The organism is Actinomadura sp. NPDC049382 (genome assembly GCF_040677125.1).
GTDB classification, from domain to species: Bacteria; Actinomycetota; Actinomycetes; order Streptosporangiales; family Streptosporangiaceae; genus Spirillospora; species Spirillospora geliboluensis.
In genome coordinates this window covers 1-17,961 of record NZ_JBFARO010000159.1, presented here as the reverse complement: position 1 = coordinate 17,961, position 17,961 = coordinate 1, and the positions used below count along the sequence as shown (strand labels likewise).

The 17,961-nt window shown below is 74.5% G+C and carries 15 protein-coding genes; 8 read left to right on the top strand and 7 right to left on the bottom strand.

Annotated elements, in window-relative coordinates:
* A partial coding sequence (locus tag AB0K34_RS42000) for a PucR family transcriptional regulator ligand-binding domain-containing protein (protein ID WP_364554281.1) occupies window positions 1-847 on the bottom strand: 847 nt, incomplete at its 3' end.
* Between the two features lie 91 nt (window positions 848-938).
* Between AB0K34_RS42000 and gabT the strand changes: the two genes are divergently transcribed.
* Complete coding sequence (gene gabT, locus AB0K34_RS41995; RefSeq protein ID WP_364554280.1) at window positions 939-2,312, top strand: 4-aminobutyrate--2-oxoglutarate transaminase; 1,374 nt, start codon at window positions 939-941, stop codon at window positions 2,310-2,312.
* 37 nt (window positions 2,313-2,349) lie between these two features.
* Here the strand turns inward: gabT and AB0K34_RS41990 are convergent, their stop codons facing one another.
* The 3 genes from AB0K34_RS41990 to AB0K34_RS41980 all read right to left on the bottom strand — a co-directional run bounded on the left by AB0K34_RS41990 (window position 2,350) and on the right by AB0K34_RS41980 (window position 5,487).
* Window positions 2,350-3,336, bottom strand: a complete 987-nt coding sequence (locus tag AB0K34_RS41990) for an LLM class flavin-dependent oxidoreductase (RefSeq protein ID WP_364554279.1) — start codon at window positions 3,334-3,336, stop codon at window positions 2,350-2,352.
* 52 nt (window positions 3,337-3,388) lie between these two features.
* On the bottom strand, window positions 3,389-3,697 hold the full coding sequence (locus AB0K34_RS41985) for a hypothetical protein (protein ID WP_138636257.1): 309 nt from the start codon (window positions 3,695-3,697) through the stop codon (window positions 3,389-3,391).
* A 101-nt stretch (window positions 3,698-3,798) separates the two neighbouring features.
* On the bottom strand, window positions 3,799-5,487 hold the full coding sequence (locus AB0K34_RS41980) for an ExeM/NucH family extracellular endonuclease (RefSeq protein ID WP_364554278.1): 1,689 nt from the start codon (window positions 5,485-5,487) through the stop codon (window positions 3,799-3,801).
* A gap of 173 nt (window positions 5,488-5,660) precedes the next feature.
* On the opposite strand from AB0K34_RS41980, the gene AB0K34_RS41975 reads away from it, so the two are divergent.
* Window positions 5,661-6,482, top strand: a complete 822-nt coding sequence (locus AB0K34_RS41975; protein WP_364554277.1) for an IPT/TIG domain-containing protein — start codon at window positions 5,661-5,663, stop codon at window positions 6,480-6,482.
* A 7-nt stretch (window positions 6,483-6,489) separates the two neighbouring features.
* Here the strand turns inward: AB0K34_RS41975 and AB0K34_RS41970 are convergent, their stop codons facing one another.
* Window positions 6,490-7,929, bottom strand: a complete 1,440-nt coding sequence (locus AB0K34_RS41970; RefSeq protein WP_364554276.1) for a hypothetical protein — start codon at window positions 7,927-7,929, stop codon at window positions 6,490-6,492.
* Between the two features lie 184 nt (window positions 7,930-8,113).
* On the opposite strand from AB0K34_RS41970, the gene AB0K34_RS41965 reads away from it, so the two are divergent.
* Window positions 8,114-8,686 (top strand): hypothetical protein, encoded by a 573-nt coding sequence (locus tag AB0K34_RS41965; protein ID WP_138636260.1) that lies wholly within the window; start codon window positions 8,114-8,116, stop codon window positions 8,684-8,686.
* On the opposite strand, the gene AB0K34_RS41960 is transcribed toward AB0K34_RS41965, so the two are convergent.
* Window positions 8,683-9,867 (bottom strand): MFS transporter, encoded by a 1,185-nt coding sequence (locus tag AB0K34_RS41960; RefSeq protein WP_364554275.1) that lies wholly within the window; start codon window positions 9,865-9,867, stop codon window positions 8,683-8,685. The genes AB0K34_RS41965 and AB0K34_RS41960 overlap by 4 nt on opposite strands.
* A 207-nt stretch (window positions 9,868-10,074) precedes the next feature.
* Here AB0K34_RS41960 and AB0K34_RS41955 point away from each other — a divergent pair, with 207 nt between their 5' ends.
* The 3 genes from AB0K34_RS41955 to AB0K34_RS41945 all read left to right on the top strand — a co-directional run bounded on the left by AB0K34_RS41955 (window position 10,075) and on the right by AB0K34_RS41945 (window position 14,268).
* Window positions 10,075-11,361, top strand: a complete 1,287-nt coding sequence (locus tag AB0K34_RS41955; RefSeq protein ID WP_364554274.1) for a lipase family protein — start codon at window positions 10,075-10,077, stop codon at window positions 11,359-11,361.
* 127 nt (window positions 11,362-11,488) lie between these two features.
* Window positions 11,489-12,511, top strand: a complete 1,023-nt coding sequence (locus tag AB0K34_RS41950) for an acyl-CoA desaturase (protein WP_364554273.1) — start codon at window positions 11,489-11,491, stop codon at window positions 12,509-12,511.
* Window positions 12,508-14,268 (top strand): fatty acyl-AMP ligase, encoded by a 1,761-nt coding sequence (locus tag AB0K34_RS41945; RefSeq protein ID WP_364554272.1) that lies wholly within the window; start codon window positions 12,508-12,510, stop codon window positions 14,266-14,268. Before AB0K34_RS41950 ends, AB0K34_RS41945 begins: the two co-directional genes overlap by 4 nt.
* Window positions 14,269-14,271: 3 nt before the next feature.
* On the opposite strand, the gene AB0K34_RS41940 is transcribed toward AB0K34_RS41945, so the two are convergent.
* The gene (locus AB0K34_RS41940; RefSeq protein WP_364554271.1) at window positions 14,272-15,516 is read right to left on the bottom strand and encodes a helix-turn-helix domain-containing protein; all 1,245 of its coding nucleotides are present in this window, start codon (window positions 15,514-15,516) and stop codon (window positions 14,272-14,274) included.
* A 195-nt stretch (window positions 15,517-15,711) separates the two neighbouring features.
* Between AB0K34_RS41940 and selA the strand changes: the two genes are divergently transcribed.
* Together selA and AB0K34_RS41930 are read left to right on the top strand one after the other, a co-directional pair.
* A complete protein-coding gene (gene selA, locus AB0K34_RS41935; RefSeq protein ID WP_364554270.1) occupies window positions 15,712-17,028 on the top strand; it encodes an L-seryl-tRNA(Sec) selenium transferase in 1,317 nt (438 codons plus the stop codon).
* The coding region (locus AB0K34_RS41930; protein WP_364554269.1) for a GTP-binding protein at window positions 17,025-17,961 on the top strand (937 nt) is incomplete at its 3' end. The genes selA and AB0K34_RS41930, both read left to right, overlap by 4 nt.

Here is a 17,961-nt window from a genome sequence, read left to right as displayed (position 1 = left end):
GCCCGAGCAGCAGCGCGGCGAGCGAGGCGCGCAGGTCGCGGCCGGTGCGCGGCCCCTCCGACTGGAGCGTCAGCAGGGCGACGGCCGCGCCCACGATCGTGTGCGCGGCGGGCGGCAGCGGCGCGCCGGTGCCCACCGCGAGGAACCCGCGCGGGCGCCCGCCGAGCCCGATCCGCTGCACCGCGATGTGGTCGTCCCGGTCGGACAGCGCGAGGCTCGCCGCCGGGCCGCCCGCCGCCGCGGCGCCCTTCGCGGGACGGCGCCGCAGCCGCGCCAGCTCGGGCGCGAGCACGCCGGCCCGGTCGCGGGCGCCCGCCGGTTCGGCGTGCTGGACGGCCCCGGACGCGTCCAGCAGCAGCGTCCAGCCGCCGAGCAGCCGCGCCAGCCGGGTGACGACCGCGCCGGGCCCGGTGAGCGCGGCGCGCGTCAGCTCCCGCTGGCCCTGGTAGGCGCGGGTGACGTCCTCGTACCACTCGGCGGCGAGCATCCGCGACACCGCCTTGCCGACGGCGATGAACGGGGTGGGGCGCGGCACCTCCAGCAGCGCGAGCCCCTGCCCGCGGGCCGCCGCGAGCAGCTCCGCCGGGACGGTCTCGTGGATCACCCCGACCGCGAACCCGAGCCCGGCGACGCCCCGCCCGACCAGCCGGGACACGTACCCGGCGGCGTTCGCCGGGGTCAGCCGCATGCCGGTGGTGAGGACGAGCTCGCCGCCCTCCAGGAACGGGGTCGGGTCCTCCAGCTCGCTGACCGCGACCCACACGACGGGCGCGTCCGGCAGCGGCCCGGTGCGCGACCGCAGGCCGAGCTGGGAGAGGGCGGCCACGGCGGCCAGCGTGGGCGGCATGTCAATCCCTGTGCAAAGTGTCTACCTCGCCGGACGGATTTCGCCGTCCCGTACGGTTCATCGTAGGCGGCTCCCGGCTTATGTTCAGGCCATGACCAGCCAGGACTCCGCCCTCGACGCGTCCGGGGCGAACGGTGGCACGCCGCCGCAGGAACGCCGCGTGCTGACCGAGATCCCCGGGCCGCGCTCCCGTGAACTGCAGGAACGGCGCACCGCCGCGGTACCGCCGGGCGTCGGCAGCGTGCTGCCGGTGTACGTGGCGGACGCGGGCGGCGGCGTGGTCGTCGACGTCGACGGCAACTCGCTGATCGACTTCGGCTCCGGGATCGCGGTGACGAGCGTCGGCAACGCCAACCCGCGCGTCGCCGCGCGGGTGAAGGCGCAGGCCGACCGGTTCACCCACACCTGCTTCATGGTCGCGCCCTACGAGTCGTACGTGGCGGTGTGCGAGAACCTCAACCGGGTCACGCCCGGTACGCACGAGAAGCGGTCGTTCCTGGTGAACAGCGGCGCGGAGGCCGTGGAGAACGCCGTCAAGATCGCCCGGTACGCGACCGGGCGGGACGCCGTCGTCGTGTTCGACCACGGCTACCACGGCCGGACGCTGCTGACGATGACGCTCACCGCGAAGAACATGCCGTACAAGCAGGGGTTCGGCCCGTTCGCGCCCGAGGTCTACCGGATGCCGCTGGCGTACCCGTTCCGCTGGCCGACCGGCCCGGACGACTGCGGCCCGGAGGCGGCGGCGCAGGCCATCGACCAGATCACCAAGCAGATCGGCCCGACGAACGTCGCGGCGCTGCTGATCGAGCCGATCCAGGGCGAGGGCGGGTTCATCGAGCCCGCGCCCGGGTTCTTGCCGGCGCTCGCCGAGTTCTGCCGCGCCAACGGCATCCTGTTCATCGCCGACGAGGTGCAGACCGGCTTCGCCCGCACCGGCGACATGTTCGCCTGCGAGCACGAGGGGATCGTCCCCGACCTGGTCGCGACCGCGAAGGGCATCGCGGGCGGGCTGCCGCTCGCCGCCGTCACCGGCCGCGCCGACATCATGGACAAGGTGCACGGCGGCGGGCTCGGCGGCACCTACGGCGGCAACCCGCTCGCCTGCGAGGCGGCCCTCGCCGTGCTGGCCGAGATCGAGGACGGCAAGCTCACCGAGCGCGCCCGCCGGATCGGCGAGATCATGCTGCCCCGGCTGCGGGAGCTGGCCGCGGCGCACCCCGCGATCGGGGACGTGCGCGGCCGCGGCGCGATGATCGCGATCGAGCTGGTGCGGCCCGGCACGAAGGACCCCGACCCCGACCTGACCGCGCGGGTCGCGCGGCGCTGCCACGAGCGGGGCCTGCTCGTCCTGACCACCGGGACGTACGGGAACGTGCTGCGCTTCCTGCCGCCGCTCGTCATCCCCGAGGAACTGCTCGTCGAGGGCCTGGACGTGCTGGCGGAGGCGTTCGCCGAGGAGTGACTCGGGCGGCCCGGCGCCGGGCCGCCCCGGCCCGGCGTCAGGCCGCGAAGCTCTCCTTGTAGAGGTCGGCGACGATGTCGTACGAGCGCAGCCGGTCGGCGTGGTCGAACACCTGCGTCACGACCATGACCTCGTCGACGCCCGACCGCTCGATCAGCGCGTCCAGCTGCGCGCGGACGGTCTCCGGCGCGCCCATGACCTGGTCGGCGAGCCGCGCGTCGATCATCTGCCGCTCCAGCGGCGTGTACGGGTGCGCGGCGGTCTCCTCCGGCGTCGGCAGCGGCCCCGGGCGGCCCTGCCGCAGCCGCAGGAACCCCAGCGCCTGCGGCGCCGCCAGCTCCCGCGCCCGCTCGTCGGTGTCGGCGGCGGTGACCGACACCCCGATCATCGAGTACGGCTCCTGCAGCGCGCCGGGACGGAACGAGTCCCGGTACAGCGTCAGCGCCGGGACGGTGTTCTCGGCGCTGAAGTGGTGCGCGAACGCGAACGGCATTCCGAGCAGCCCGGCGAGGCGGGCGCTGTAGCCGCTGGAGCCGAGCAGCCAGATCGGCGGCTCGTTCCCGGCGGCGGGCGTCACCTTGCTCTCGGCGCCGAAGTACTCGCGCAGCTCGATGACCTGCTCGGGGAAGTCGTCCACCGACAGCGCGTCGGGGGAGCGGCGCAGCGCCAGCGCGGTGGCCTGGTCGGTGCCGGGCGCGCGGCCGAGGCCGAGGTCGATGCGCCCCGGGTAGAGCGCCTCCAGCGTCCCGAACTGCTCGGCGACGACCATCGGCGCGTGGTTCGGCAGCATGATGCCGCCGGACCCGACCCGCATCGCGGTCGTGGCCGCCGCGACCTGCCCGATCAGCACGGCCGTCGCCGAGCTGGCGATGCCCGGCATCGCGTGGTGCTCGGCGAGCCAGTACCGGTGGTAGCCGAGCCGCTCGGTGTGCCGGGCCAGGTCGAGGGTGTTGCGCAGCGCCTGGCCGGACGTGGAGCCGCTGACGACGGGGGCGAGATCGAGGACGGAGAAGCGCACGGTCATACCGTGTGCCAACCCGCCGGACGGCGGTCCTCTTCCCGCCCCGACGAGACGGCTAGGAGAGCAGTTGGAACGCGGCGACCAGCACGGAGGCCGCCGCGCCGAGCGCGACGGGGATCCCGATGCACAGCCACGACCAGGTCACCAGCGTGCGGGCGCGCGCCGGGTCCTCGGCGAACCGGGTCTCGGCGCGGGTGTACAGCAGCGCGGCGGCCACGGCCAGCGGAAAGAACGCGAGGGTCGTGAAGGTTCCGAGGATGAAGGCGGCGACCTGCCCGGCCCGGGTGTACGTCCCGTCCGGGCCGATGCCGAAGGCGAGCGAGGGGGCGGGCGAGGAGGCGGCGATGGGGGCGGTTGCGGTCATCTCAGCGCACCGATCACTAGAACTGTGATGTGGATCATACGCGCGGCGACCGCCGGACGCGAGGGGCCGGCCGCCGGTTTTCGGCGGCCGGCCGGCGGGCGTCAGCGCAGGTTCAGTCCCAGCAGGACCGGGTCGTGGTCGGACGAGCGGAACGCGTCCGGCCGGTAGAACCTCGCCGGGTTGTACTCGGTGTTGTAGTCGAGGAACACCGGCTCGTCGCTGTTGACGTGCCAGATCGTCGCGCCCGTGACGCGCCGCGCCAGGGACCGTCCGGCCAGTGCGTGGTCCAGCTCGCCCGACTGCCCGTCGAACACGTAGCTGTAGCGGTCGGCCGGGCGGACGAAGCGCTGCGTCTGCGAGGTGAGCCCGGCGGCGGCGAGCACCTTCACCGGGTCCTCGGCCCCGTAGGCGTTGAGGTCGCCGACGACGAGCGGGTTCGGCACGCCGTCCGCCAGCGACGCGATGGCCTTCGCCTGGGCGACGCGGCGGGCGTTGTAGCAGCCCTGGCCGTCGCCCTCGTCCTGGTCGGGGCCAGTGGCGCCGCCGCAGTTCTTCGACTTGAAGTGGTTCACGATCATCGTGAACGCCGCCCCGCCGGCCGCCGGGCGGAACGTCTGGACGAGCGGCGGCCGGTCGAAGACCGGGTCCTTCGACGACCGCGCCGCGCCGTCCGGCGCGACCTTCGCCGGCTTGTAGATGAGCGCGACGTGGATCTCGTCCGTCCCGGGGTAGGGGTGCCGGACCCACGCGTACGTCCCGGCCCCGGCCCGCTGGTTCAGCCGGTCGACGAGCGCCTTCACGGCGGTGTCGCCGTTGTTCTCGACCTCCATGAGGCCGACGACGTCGGCGTCCAGGCCGGTGAGCGCAGCGGTCAGCTTGGCGAGCTGGCGCTCCTGCTCGGCGGCGGTGTCCGCGCCGCGCTTGTCGAGCGTGGTGAACCAGTTGAGCGTGTTGAAGCTCGCCACGCGCACGTCGCCGCCGACGTGCCGGGGCTTCTTCGGGGCCGGGTTCGTGTTGGCGAAGTGCGCCGTCTTCGTCGGCTCCAGGCGGTATTCGCCGAACCCGTAGTTGAGGACTCCGGTGAGGCCGCTCACGGTGTCGCCGATGCGCAGCACGCGCGGGTCGGTGTACGGGATCGTCTCCGGGTTCTGGACGTTCGACCCGTCGTCGATGAGCAGCTTCCGCGCGTCGTTCGCGGCCTGGGTGGAGCCGCGCCCCTCGGTCGGCTGGAAGAGCCGGCCGCCCGCCGACACGGTGACCTCGCCGTACCGTCCGAGCTGGTAGACCTCGGTGGCGGTGAGCCGCTGCCCGAACCGCAGCAGCATGCCCTCGTACCGCTCCAGCGTGGCGCCGTCCCGCAGCGGGAGGTCGACCCGGGTGGGGGCCACCTGGCCGGTGCCGCACACGTCCACCGCCGAGACGGGCGACAGTTCGGTCAGGCCGTTGTACTCGACGGCCTTCCCGGTGACGAGGACGCGGTCGCCGACCGAGACCTCCTGGGTGGAGTAGACGAAGAGCCCGTCGGACGTGCGCGGGTCCCCGTCGGGCTTGGGGTCCTGCACGAAGAAGCCCTTGAGCTGGTCGGGCCGCTGGAAGTCGGCGGTGACGACGCCCTCGACCCGGACGGTCCGCCCGGCGAGGGGGCTCGCGTCGCCGGCGCCCTGGACGTCGGCGATCCGGTGGTCGGCGGGAGTGCCGCAGGTGGGCGGCTCCGCCGCGGCGGCCGCGGGCGCGCCGGCGGTGAGGCCGGCGGCCAGCACGGCCGCGAATGCTGCTGCTGTTCGGCGCATGGCGGGAGAGTAGGGCGCGGCCCCGGCGGATCGGCGAACCGTTAATGAAGACTCCACCAATTTGCAACGGATTGTCGCAATCATGGGCTCCGCTCGACCCGGCCTTGGCGAAACGCCGTCCGGGCGCGAGGGGATAACCGGCTGAGCAGCCCGCGCCGACGCGAAGGAGGGCCGTGACCCCATCGTCCGCAGAGCCGGAGTCGCCGGGAGGGGAGTACGCCCGCACCCGCGACATCGTGGTCGTGTTCGCCGTGCTGCTGATCATCACGGCGGTCCTGGTGATCCTGCTCGTCCAGGCGTGGCCGGCCGGTCCGCAGACCGGCCCCGACGGGCGCACGGAGGTCACCCCGGCCGCCAAGACCGTCCATTTCCCGGGATGGTCGCCGACCATGTCGCGGGAGACGAGCCTGTTCGTGATCGTGATGGCCTCCGGCGCGCTCGGCGGCATCGCCCACGTCCTGCGGTCGTTCTACTGGTACGCCGGAAACCGGGCGCTGCGCCGCAGCTGGCTGCTCATGTACCTGCTGCTCCCCGTCGTCGGCGCCCTCTTCGGCCTCATCGTCTACCTCGTGGTGCGCGGCGGCCTGACCTCGCCGATCGGCGGCGCGGGAGACATCAACCCGTACGGGATCGCGGCCATCGCGGCACTCGTCGGCCAGTTCTCGCGCGAGACCGCGGAGAAGTTCCGCGACGTCTTCTCGACCCTGCTGGCGCCCGCGCCGCCGGGGCGGGACCACGCCCTCACCCCGAGCATCGCCGCGGTCGAGCCGCTCAGCGGCCCGCCCGAGACGCGGATCACGATCATCGGGACGGGGCTGGGGTCCGCGACGTTCGTCCGGTTCGGTGACGCGCGGGCTCCGGCCACGGACGTGACGGACACGCGCCTCCGGGCGATCGTCCCGGACGGGGCCACCTCGGGGCCGCTCATCGTGACCACCCCGACCGGCGCGGCGGCGAGTCCGGACACGTTCACGGTCGAGCCCGGCGCCGGGTGACGGAAGGCTACTTCCCGTCGCGCCAGTGGTCGTGCCAGGCGTCGTAGGCGGCGCCGGGGAACACCCTGGGCAGCTCCGAGGTGGGCAGGCGGCCCAGTTCGGCGCCCGTCCGCGCGACGCCGAACTGCCGGTCGCTGGCGTAGGCGGTGCGGTCCAGGCTCTCCGGCCCCGCGACCAGGCAGGTGTAGCGCGGGCCCGGCAGGTCGGCGTCGGGGATCGCGGCGCCGACCGCGAGGCTGTTGGACACCGTCACCCACGCGCCGAGCTCGGTGATCTGCCGCTCGGCGCCCTGGTCCTCCCAGCGGTGCTCCAGGATCGGCTTGGAGAAGATCGGGACGAGCAGGTGCGACACCCCGCAGGCCAGCAGCTCCCGCTCCCAGCGCATCGAGCGGCCGAGGTCCTCGCAGATCAGCACGGCGAGCCGGCCGAGCGAGGAGTCGAGCACGCTGACCCTGCGGCCGGGCCGGACGTGCTCGGCGGCGGTGCCGGCGTCCGGCGCGTCGGGCAGCCGCCACAGCCGCACCTGCGCCGCGTCGAGCGTGAAACCGGACAGCTTGTCCTGGACGAGCAGTTCGCGGCCCGTCCAGCGGTCGAGGAGGACGGCGCGGTTCGGCGGCGGGTCGCCGCCGCCGAGCGGGCCGGTGCCGAGCATGAGGAAGCGCAGCGGGCGCCGGTCGCGGTCGCGCCCGGCGGTGTCGAACGCGACCTCCTTCCAGTGCTCCAGCAGCGCGTCCGACAGCGACGCCTCCGGCATCACGGCGAGCTGCGCGCCGGACTCGTCCAGCCGCCGGACGATCGCCTTGATGCGGCTGCGCAGGCCGGAGGAGTCCATCGGGCGGAGCCGGTAGACGGTGCCGCCGTCGCGCTCGGCGAACTCGATCTCGACGTCGTCGTAGGTCTCCAGCACCGGCGCGCACCCGACCGCGACCGGCTCGTCCCGGCTGAAGTGGGGGTCGTGGACGGCGGGCAGGACGCTGTGGTCGATCATGTCCCACTCGGCCTGCGGGACGCGGTGGACGCCGAAGAACTCCGCCTTCGACCGCAGCCCGCGCGGCCGGCCGGGGAAGGCGCAGCGGGGCAGCAGCGCGCCGGTCGTGCCGGGCCCGTTGAACTTGCCCTCGGTGAGGTAGGTGACGAGCACGCCGGCCAGCGCCGGCGCCCCGTGGTAGGGCGCGTACGGGCTGGCGTGGGCGAGCGCGATGTCGAGGCCGAGCAGGACGGTGAACCGCCCGAGGTCGCCGCGCTCGGCGACGATCTCCGCGGTGGCCGCGGGGTCGAGGACGCCGCGCTCCAGCACGGTCTCGGCGATCTCGTTCGCGCGGCGCCGCACCCGCTCGTCCTCGTACCAGCGCGTTGCCGTCCAGCCCAGGAAGACGTCGTCGGGCATCGAGTCGTAGAGCTGGACGAAGAGATCAGCTGGGTCGGCCGGATACACGGCTGCGGCCAACTGATCCGTCATAGGCGCCCCCGGGGGGATTGACAGGCACGGTTACGGCTGGTGGCTCGATGGTAACTCTCCCGGGCCCGCGAGACCGTGTCGTCTGCAACAGAGGCCGGCGTCACTTGACATTCACTTGGCATGGACGCACGCTGGAGGTGTCCGGCGATGCTCGTCGACCTAGGAGTGAGCCGTGCACACCACCACCGACAGCGACACCGCCCCCGGGACCCGCGACCGCCGTACCGAGATCCGCCGCCTCATCGACGCGATGGAGCACGCCAAGATCATCAGTGACGGCCACTTCTCCGCGCTCGGCATGCTGATCACCGACGCGTCGCTGAGCGCCGACGAGCCGGCGCTGACCGAATGCCAGGACGGCCTCCAGTGGCTGCACCGGCACTACCTCGACGTCGACCGCCTCGACGGCGCGCAGCGCGAGCAGCGCGGCCGCATCCTCGGGCTGATCGACGTCGTGCACTGGGCGCTGCGGCGGCTGCCGTCCGGCCTCCAGCTCGCGCTGCAGCCCGACGGGCACGCGGCGCGCTTCCTCGTCGCGGTGTCGCGCCGGCAGGGCCTGTCGAACCGGCAGCTCGCCGCCGAGCTCGGCACCGACGAGACCGAGATCAGCCGGGTCGGCCGCAAGCTGCTGTCGGCCGGCGTCGTCTGGCGCCGCAAGGAGTGGCGCCACAACGCCTGGGACCTCACCCCCAGGGGGCGCCACTATCTGGAGACCTCGGGCCTGCTGCCCGCGGACCCCGGCTAGGTGCGGCGGGCCAGCGGCAGCGCGAGCAGGATCACGGCGGCCGTCAGCCCGAAGGCGATCGGGTAGCCGGTCTGCGCGACGGCGGCGCCGAAGGCCGCGCCGCCCACGCCCATGCCCCCGTCGTAGCCGATGTTCCACAGCGCGCTGACCGTGCCGTAGGCGGACGCGGGCGCCCGCTCGTACATCATCGACAGGCTCGCGTTCTGCGTGACGCCGAAGCCCGCGCCGAACACGGCCATCGCGGCGAACACGGCCGCCGGGTGCGGGACGAGGACCAGCAGCGCGATGCCCGCCCCGGACACCGCCAGCGCGGGCAGCAGCAGCCGCGCCGCGCCGTGCCGGTCGCTGACGCGGCCCGCCCACCAGCGCGCGGCCGTGGTCGCGGCCGGCTGGACGAACAGCGCCGCCGCCGCGACGCCCCCGGCGGGCACCGCCTCCGGCAGGAACGTGATGAGGATGCCCGCCGCCATCGCGGTCGCGGCGAACGCGGCGGCCGGGCGGAGCAGCGCCGGTGACCGCAGCCCCGCGACGACCCCCAGCGGCCGCTGCGACGAGGACGGCGCGGCGGGCGCGGAGGGCGCGGCGAGCCCGCGCGGGACGCCGGGCAGCACCGCGAGCGTGATCAGCGAGAAGACGGCGCTCGCGAGGAACACCGGCTCGTAGCCGACCCGGTCGGCGAGCCAGACGCCGAGCGGCAGCGCGAGCACCGCGGGCGCCCCGGCGGTGATGCCGAACAGGCCGAGCGCCTCGCCGCGCCGCTCCGCCGGGGCGAGCGCCGCCACCAGCGCGTTCGGGACGACCACCGCGACGCCGAAGCCGAGCCCGCGCACCAGGCTCGCCGCGACGACCATCGGCAGCCCGGAGGACAGCGGCAGCGCGAGCGTCGGCAGCGCGAGCAGCAGCGTGCCCGCCGCGAACACCGCCCGGTACCCGAACCGGGCGAGCAGCCGGGGGAGGGCGAGTTCGGCGAGCACCGTCGTCAGCATCAGCGCCCCGGTGGCGAGGCCCGCGCCGGTCTGCCCGGCCCCGCCGTCGACCGCGTACATCGGGACGACCGACAGCAGCAGGAAGACGCCCGTGAGGCTCGTGACGGTCGCCGCGAACAGCAGCGCCAGCGGCCGTGTGACCAGGCGCGGGCGGGGGCCGCCGGCGCGCTCGGCGTCCCGGAGTGACTCGCTCATTAACGCGACATTAGGTGACCGACCGGACAACCCGGTCGCCGAGCGGAGCTCGTCCGTTGAATGGCGGTGGGTGGGGGCTGGAGGACGGTTCTTGGGTTCGTTGCTAAGAACGGGGGCGGACCCTGTGAGGAGACTTCATTCCGCGCGCGGAGCGTGATCGGCACAGTCGTCAGCATTCGGTTTCCAGCCCCATCCCCTGGAGCGAGAATGCGTCTCCGTACCCTCTTCAGCACCGCCGTGCTCGGCGCGGCGCTGGCGGTGCCCGTCGCCGCGCCGCCCGCACTGGCCGCCCCGGAGGGGGCCGCGCCGCCGGGGTGCGACGCGACCGACGCCGACATCTACGCGGCGCCGCCGGCCACGGTCACCGGGAACCCGGGCGACCTGCTCGCCTGCCGCCCGGCGAAGCTGACGAACATCCCCGGCGACGTCCCGATGAAGGCGTGGAAGGTCCGCTACGTCTCGACCGACGCCAAGGGCGCCAGGAACGTGGTGACGGGGACGGTCGCGGTCCCCGACGCCGCCTGGACGAAGGGCGGCTCCCGCCCGACCGTCGCGTTCAACCCCGGCACGCTCGGCTCCGGCCTGCAGTGCGCGTTCTCCAAGCAGCTCGCCGGGCAGTTCGTCGACATGTACGAGGGCGCGAACCTGACGCTGTTCCTCAAGGCCGGGTTCGCGGTCGCCGCCACCGACGGCGTCGGGTACCTCAACGGGCAGGTCCACACGTACATGATCGGCGCGAACGCGGGGCACGCGCTGCTCGACGCCGTCCGGGCGTCCCGGAGGATCCCCGGCGGGACGCTCGCAGCGGACGGCAAGGTCGGCATCTCCGGCTATTCCGAGGGCGGCGCCGCCGCGCTGTGGGGCGCGCAGCTCGCCGCGTCCTACGCCCCCGAGCTGGACGTGGCCGGCGCGGCGGCGGGCGGCGTGCCCGGCGACCTGAAGCTGACCGCCGAGCAGCTGAACGGCAGCTTCTTCGCGGGCTTCCTCGCCGACGCGCTCGTCGGCCTGAACGCCGCCTACCCGGAGATGCCCTTCACCGAGCTGATGAACGACAAGGGCGCGCAGGCCATCAAGGACGTGAAGTCCAACTGCCTGTACGGGACGCTCGCGGTGTTCCTCGGCGCCCGGGTCGAGAGCTTCTCCAAGGACAAGCTGAGCCTGGAGCAGCTGTACGCGCTCAAGGGCCCGGACGGCACCACGTGGGGCGAGATCGTCGACCGGCAGAAGCTCGGCGTGGACATCGGCACCCCCGCCTCCGCCGCCACGTACAAGATCGGCTTCCCGGTCTTCCAGTACCGCGGCTGGCTGGAGGAGATCATCCCGCACGAGACCGAGGACGCGACGCGCCAGGCGTACTGCAAGGCCGGCATCAACACGACCTGGAAGAACACCTACCCGACCGAGCACCTGTCGACCGACTGGGGCGCCGCCGGGGACGTGACGGCCTTCCTCGGCGACCGGTTCGAGGGCAAGCCGGTCACGGGCAACTGCTGACCCACCCCCCGCGGGCCGGGCCGCCGGGACGACCGGCGGCCCGGACCCCGTGAGCGGGGCTCCCCGCACGCCTCACCGCCCCGCACGCCTCACCACCCCGCACGCCTCACCACGAAGGAGTCCGAACATGACAGCGGGTGTCGCCGACGCCGGCAGCAGAACCCCGCAGCCCGACATCTCGGGCACGGTCCCGTTGCCCGAGCGCGTCGCGGTCGTGGTGTTCGTGGTCGCGCCGATCCTCGGGCTGCTGGCGGCCGTCCCCTTCCTGTGGGGATGGGGCCTCGGCTGGACGGACGTCGCCGTCTTCGCCTTCCTCTATCCGCTCAACGCCCTCGGCATCACGGTCGGCTACCACCGGCACTTCACGCACGGCGGCTTCAAGGCCAAGCGGTGGCTGCGGATCGCGCTCGCGATCCTCGGCGGGCAGGCCATGCAGGGGTCGGTCGTCCGGTGGGTCGCCGACCACCGCCGCCACCACAAGTACTCCGACCAGGAGGGCGACCCGCACTCGCCGTGGGCCTACGGGCCGGGCGTGTGGGGGCTCACCAAGGGCCTGTACCACGCGCACATGGGCTGGCTGTTCAGCAAGGACCGCACGTCCCGCAGCAAGTACGCGCCCGATCTGCTGAAGGACAGGGACATCCGGTTCCTGTCCCTGGACCCCGTGTACGCCGTCATCGTCCTGTCGACGTTCCTCGTCCCGATGGGCCTCGGCGCGCTGCTCACCCTGTCCTGGCACGGTGCTCTCACCGCGCTGTTCTGGGCGGGCCTGATGCGGGTGTTCGTCGGCGAGCACGTGACCTTCTCGATCAACTCGATCTGCCACGTGTTCGGCAAGGAGGACTTCAAGACCCGCGACAAGGCCCGCAACGTGTGGTGGCTGGCGATCCCGTCGTTCGGGGAGTCCTGGCACAACCTGCACCACGCCGACCCGACCTGCGCGCGGCACGGCGTCCTGAAGGGCCAGATCGACATCAGCGCCCGCGTCATCTGGCTGTTCGAGCGGCTCGGCTGGGTCTGGGACGTCCGCTGGCCCGACCACGAGCGCCTCGCCGCCCGCCGTGTCACCGGCGGGAGCGTCACCGGCGAGAGCGCCACCGCCGAGCGCGCCGCCACCGCGGGCGCCACCGCCAACGGAGAGGCAGCATGACCGACGTCCCCGAACTCGACCGGACCCCGCTGATCGAGCGGCTCGCCCGGTTCGCCAAGGACTTCCCCGGCGACCGCGCGTACACGTTCATGGACTACATGACCGACCCGGACGGCGTCGCCACCGACGTCACCTGGGGCGAGCTGGACCGGCGCGCCCGCTCCGTCGCCGCCGCGATCCGCCGCGCGGCCGAGCCCGGCGCCCGTGCCGCCCTGCTCGCCCCGCAGGACCTGCACTACGTGACCGGGTTCCTCGGCGCGATGTACGCCCGCGTCATCGGCGTCCCGCTGTTCTCCCCGGACCTGCCCGGCCACGGCGACCGGCTGCTCGCCGTCTACCGGGACGCCGAGCCGGACGTCGTGCTCACCACGCGCGCGTCGCTGCCGCACGTCGAGGCGTTCCTGGCGGGCGAGGGGGTGCGCGCGCCGAAGGAGGTCATCGTCACCGACGAGGTCGACCCGGATCTCGACTGGGCGCCGGAGCCGATCGACCCCGGCGACGTCGCCTACCTGCAGTACACGTCCGGCTCGACCCGGACCCCGGCCGGCGTCATCATCACGCACGGCAACTTCGCGACGAACGCGGAGCAGCTGTGGCGGACGTTCGAGGGCATCCCGCGCGAGTCGTCCGGCGTGAACTGGCTGCCGGTGTTCCACGACATGGGCCTCGTCACCACGGTGGCGCTGCCGCTCGTCTACGGGAACCCGGGCGTGATCATGGACCCGGTGGCGTTCATCATGCGGCCCGTCCGCTGGCTGGAGCTGCTCAGCGCGCAGAAGCACGCGTTCACCGGCGGCCCCAACTTCGCCTACGAGTACCTCACCGCGCAGGTCACCGAGGAGGAGAAGGCGAAGCTCGACCTGAGCGGCGTGCAGGTCTTCATGAACGGCGCGGAGCCGATCCGGGAGAGCACCCTCACCGGCTTCTACGAGGCGTTCAAGGACTGCGGGCTGCGGCCCGAGGCGCAGGTGTGCGCCTACGGCCTGGCCGAGGCGACCGTGTACGTGTCGGCGTCGTCGCGGTTCCGGCCGCCGACCCGCGTGGCGTTCGACCACGAGCGGCTCCGCCGCGGCACCGCCGAGCCGTGCGACGCGGACGCGCCCGGCGCGATCCAGCTGATCGCGTGCGGGACGTCCTACGGCCAGCACGTCGCCGTCGTCGACCCCGAGACCGGGGTCCGGCTCGCGGACGGCGCCGTCGGCGAGATCTGGGTGCACGGCCCGAACGTCGCGGCCGGCTACTGGGGGCGCCCCGAGGCGACGAGGGAGACGTTCGAGGCGGAGCTGTCCGGCACGGTCGGGGACCTGCCGCGCGGGCCGTGGCTGCGCACCGGCGACCTCGGCGTCCGGTACGCCGGCGAGCTGTTCGTCACCGGCCGGATCAAGGACCTGGTCATCGTGGACGGCCGCAACCACTACCCGCAGGACATCGAGTTCACCGTGTCCGGGGCGCACAAGGCGATCCGCCGCGAGTACGCGTGCGCGGTGGCCGTCGACACCGGCGACACCGAGGGCCTCGTCGTGATCGCCGAACGGAACCGGCGGGTGCCGGTCGCGCTGCTCGACCCGGCGGACGCGGCGCGCGCCGTGCGGGCGGCGGTGAAGCAGCAGCACGACCTCCGCGTCCACGACTTCGTGCTGATCGAGCCGGGCGGCCTGCTCCGCACCAGCAGCGGGAAGATCGCCCGGTCGGCCTGCCGCCGCGCCTACCTCGACGGGACGCTGCCGGTCACCCGGACCGCCGCCGGGGGCGAGTGACGCTCACGCCTGCTCCCCGCCGGGGTTGTCGCGCAGCCAGACGGGGAGCAGCAGCATCAGCTCCAGCCGGATCGCCGGGTCCTCGATGTCGTAGTCGAACAGCTCGTGGAGCTGCGCGAGCCGGTACCGGACGGTCTGCGGGTGCACGCACAGCGCCTCGGCGGCGTCCGTCGCGTTGAAGCCGTGCTTGAGGCACTCCAGCAGCGTCGCCGCGAGCCGGGCGCCGCGGTGCGCGCCGACCGCGGCGAGCGGGGCCAGCCGCCGCCGCGCCGCCGCCTCGGCGAGCGTCCAGCCCTCCTGGAGCAGCAGGCCGGGCACGTGCCGGTCGGCGTGCACCAGCGTCCCGGCGCCGGCCGGGGCGAGCCGCCCGTCCGCCATCAGGTCGAGGGTGCGGTGCGCCCAGTGCAGCGACACGCCGGCCTGCGCGGTCGGCACCGACGGCCCGACCGCGCCGGTCCAGCCGCGCAGCGGCGCGGTGAGCCGGCCGGTGCCGCCGGGGCGGTCCGGGTCCGGCACGATCAGGCACGGCCGGCCCCGGTCGAGGCCGCTCAGCAGGAACGGCGGCAGCCCCGCCGGGCCCTCGCCGCCGCTGCCGGGGCGCGGCAGCAGCACGATCACCGCGAGCCGCTCGGGCAGCGCCCAGCCGGCCAGGTTCGCCTGCTCGGCGAGGACGTCCGCCGGGGCGGGCGGGTCCGACAGCAGGAGGCCGAGCAGCCGCCCGCGGCGCTGCTCCCGCTCGCCCGCCGCCTTCTCCCGCGCCCGCGCATAGCCCCGCGCGGCGGCGGACGCCAGCAGGTCCAGGTAGGCGAAGTTCGCCTCGGTCAGCGAGATCGCCAGCTCGCGCGGCTTCTGCAGCCGGTCGGCCTCCCGCGACAGGTACCGCCACGCCGTCCGGGACGCGACCCGCAGCGCGTTCTGCAGGTGCTCCAGGGAGCGGCCCTCCATCGCCTCCCCGTACCCGATGTCGAAGAAGACCTGGTGGACCTCCTTCCAGGACGCGTCCGGGTCGGCGATCAGCTGGATGAAGTGCCCCATGCCGCGCGTCACCGCGACGCGCATGACCTCGGTGTAGACGGGGTCGTCGGGCCGGGCGTACTCGGGGACGTTGCGGAGCACCCCCTCCACCATGGTGTCGGCGAGGGCGGACAGGTGCGGCCGCATCCACCGCGCCTCCTCGCGCGGCACGTCCCGCCAGGGTTCGCCGGACAGGCCCTCCGCCTCCGCGGACCTCTCGTGCAGCTCGGTCAAAGCGTCACCTCCGTCAGCGGACATCCGGGCCGCCAGGCTAAGTAACCCGCGTCACACATGACACTCACGCCGATGACAACGGCCCTGGCGGCGTTGTCATCGGCGGCGCAATGGGCGGGCCGGTTCCGGGCACGGCGCGGTGCCCGTTTCGGCGCGATGCCGGGCGGGTAGCGGTCTGCATCGGAGGTGCGCCTGATGGATCGTGCGGCCGTGCCCGCCGGGGAGGACGGGCGGCGGCGGATCGCCCGCACCGATGTGCTGCTCGCCGACCCGCGGCTCGCCGCGGCGGCCGGCCGGCTCGGGCGCGGGGTGGTCAAGGCGGCGGTCACCGGGGCGCAGCGGCGGGCGCGCGCGGGCGAGATCCCGCCGGACGCGGTGGCCGACGCCGCGGTCGGCGCGCTGCCGCCGACCGCGTCGGGCCTGCGCCCCGTCATCAACGCGACCGGCGTGCTGCTGCACACCAACCTCGGGCGGGCGCCGCTGTCGGACGCGGCCCGCGAGGCCGTGGCCGTGGCGTCGGGCGCCACCGACGTGGAACTCGACCTGGAGACCGGGCGGCGGGCCAGGCGCGGCCGGTCCGTGCTGGCGGCGCTGCTGGAGCGGGTGCCGCAGGCGGAGGCGGCGCACGTCGTCAACAACGGCGCGGCGGCGCTCGTGCTGGCCGCGACCGCGCTCGCGCCCGGCCGGGAGATCGTCATCAGCCGCGGCGAGATGGTGGAGATCGGCGACGGCTTCCGGATCCCCGAGCTGCTCGCCGCGACGGGCGCGCGGCTGCGGGAGGTCGGCACCACCAACCGCACCTCGCCGGACGACTACGCGGCGGCGGTCGGCGAGCGCACCGGGTTCATCCTGAAGGTGCACCCGTCCAACTTCCGGATCGAGGGGTTCACCCGGAGCGCCGGCGTCGCCGAGCTGACCGGGCTCGGCGTCCCGGTCGTCGCCGACATCGGCTCCGGCCTGCTCGCGCCCGAGCCGCTGCTGCCGGACGAGCCCGACGCCGCGTCCATGCTCAAGGCGGGCGCGCACCTCGTCACGGCCAGCGGCGACAAGCTGCTCGGCGGCCCGCAGTGCGGGCTCGTCCTCGGGCGCGACGACCTGGTGCGCACGCTGGCCCGCCATCCGCTGGCGCGGGCGCTGCGGGTCGACAAGATGACGCTCGCCGCGCTGGAGGCGACCGTCCGGGGGCCGCGCACCCCGACCGAGCAGGCGCTGCGCGCCGATGCCGCCGCGCTGCGGGAGCGGGCCGAGCGGCTCGCCGCGCGGCTGCGGCTCGACGGGGTCGACGCCGTGCCGGTGGAGAGCGAGGCGGCGGTCGGGGGCGGCGGCGCGCCCGGCGTCGTCCTGCCGAGCGCGGCGGTCGCGCTGCCGGAGCCCTTCGCGGTCCGGCTGCGGCGCGGCGACCCGGCCGTGATGGGCCGGGTCGAGGACGGGCGGTGCCTGCTCGACCTGCGCGCCGTACCGCCCGGCCAGGACGACGCCGTCGCCGACGCGGTCCGGGCGGCGGCGCGATGACCCACGTCATCGCGACCGCCGGGCACGTCGACCACGGCAAGTCCACGCTCGTCCGCGCCCTCACAGGGATGGAGCCCGACCGGCTGGAGGAGGAGCGCCGCCGCGGCCTGACGATCGAGCTGGGCTTCGCCTGGACGACCCTGCCCGGCGGCGACCGCCTCGCGTTCGTGGACGTCCCCGGGCACGAGCGGCTCGTCACCACGATGCTCGCCGGTGTCGGGCCCGCCCCGGCGGTCCTGTTCGTGGTGGCCGCCGACCAGGGCTGGCAGCGGCAGTCGGAGGAGCACCTCGCGGTGCTCGACGCGCTCGGCGTCCGGCACGGCCTCCTCGCCGTCACCCGCCGCGACCTCGCCGGCGACGACCTGGCGGAGCTGGCGCGCGACGAGGCCCTCGCGCACATCGCGGCCACCTCGCTCGGCGGCGTCGAGTCCGTCATGGTCAGCGGCGCCACCGGCGAGGGCCTGGACGAACTGCGCGCCGCGCTGGAACGGCTCACCGCGTCCCTCCCGGCCCCGGACCTCGACGCCGACGTGCGGCTCTGGATCGACCGGATCTTCACCATCCGGGGCCGGGGCACCGTCGTGACCGGGACGCTCGGCGCCGGAACCGTCAACGTCGGCGACCGCCTCGCCATCGGCGACGACATCGTGCGCGTGCGCGGCCTGCAGAGCCTCAAGGAAGACCACGACGGCATCGGCGCCGTCGCCCGCGTCGCCGTCAACCTGCACGGCAACGTCCGGCGGGCGGGCCGCGGCGACGCCCTCCTCACCCCCGGGCGCTGGCTCACCGCCGACCTCGTCGACGTGCGGCTGCGCGGCGAACCCGCGGGCGACCTGCCGCGCGAGCTGACCCTGCACGCCGGGACGGCGGCGGTGCCGGTCCACGTGCGCCCGCTCGGCGCCGACACCGCGCGGCTCGCGCTGCGCCGGCCGC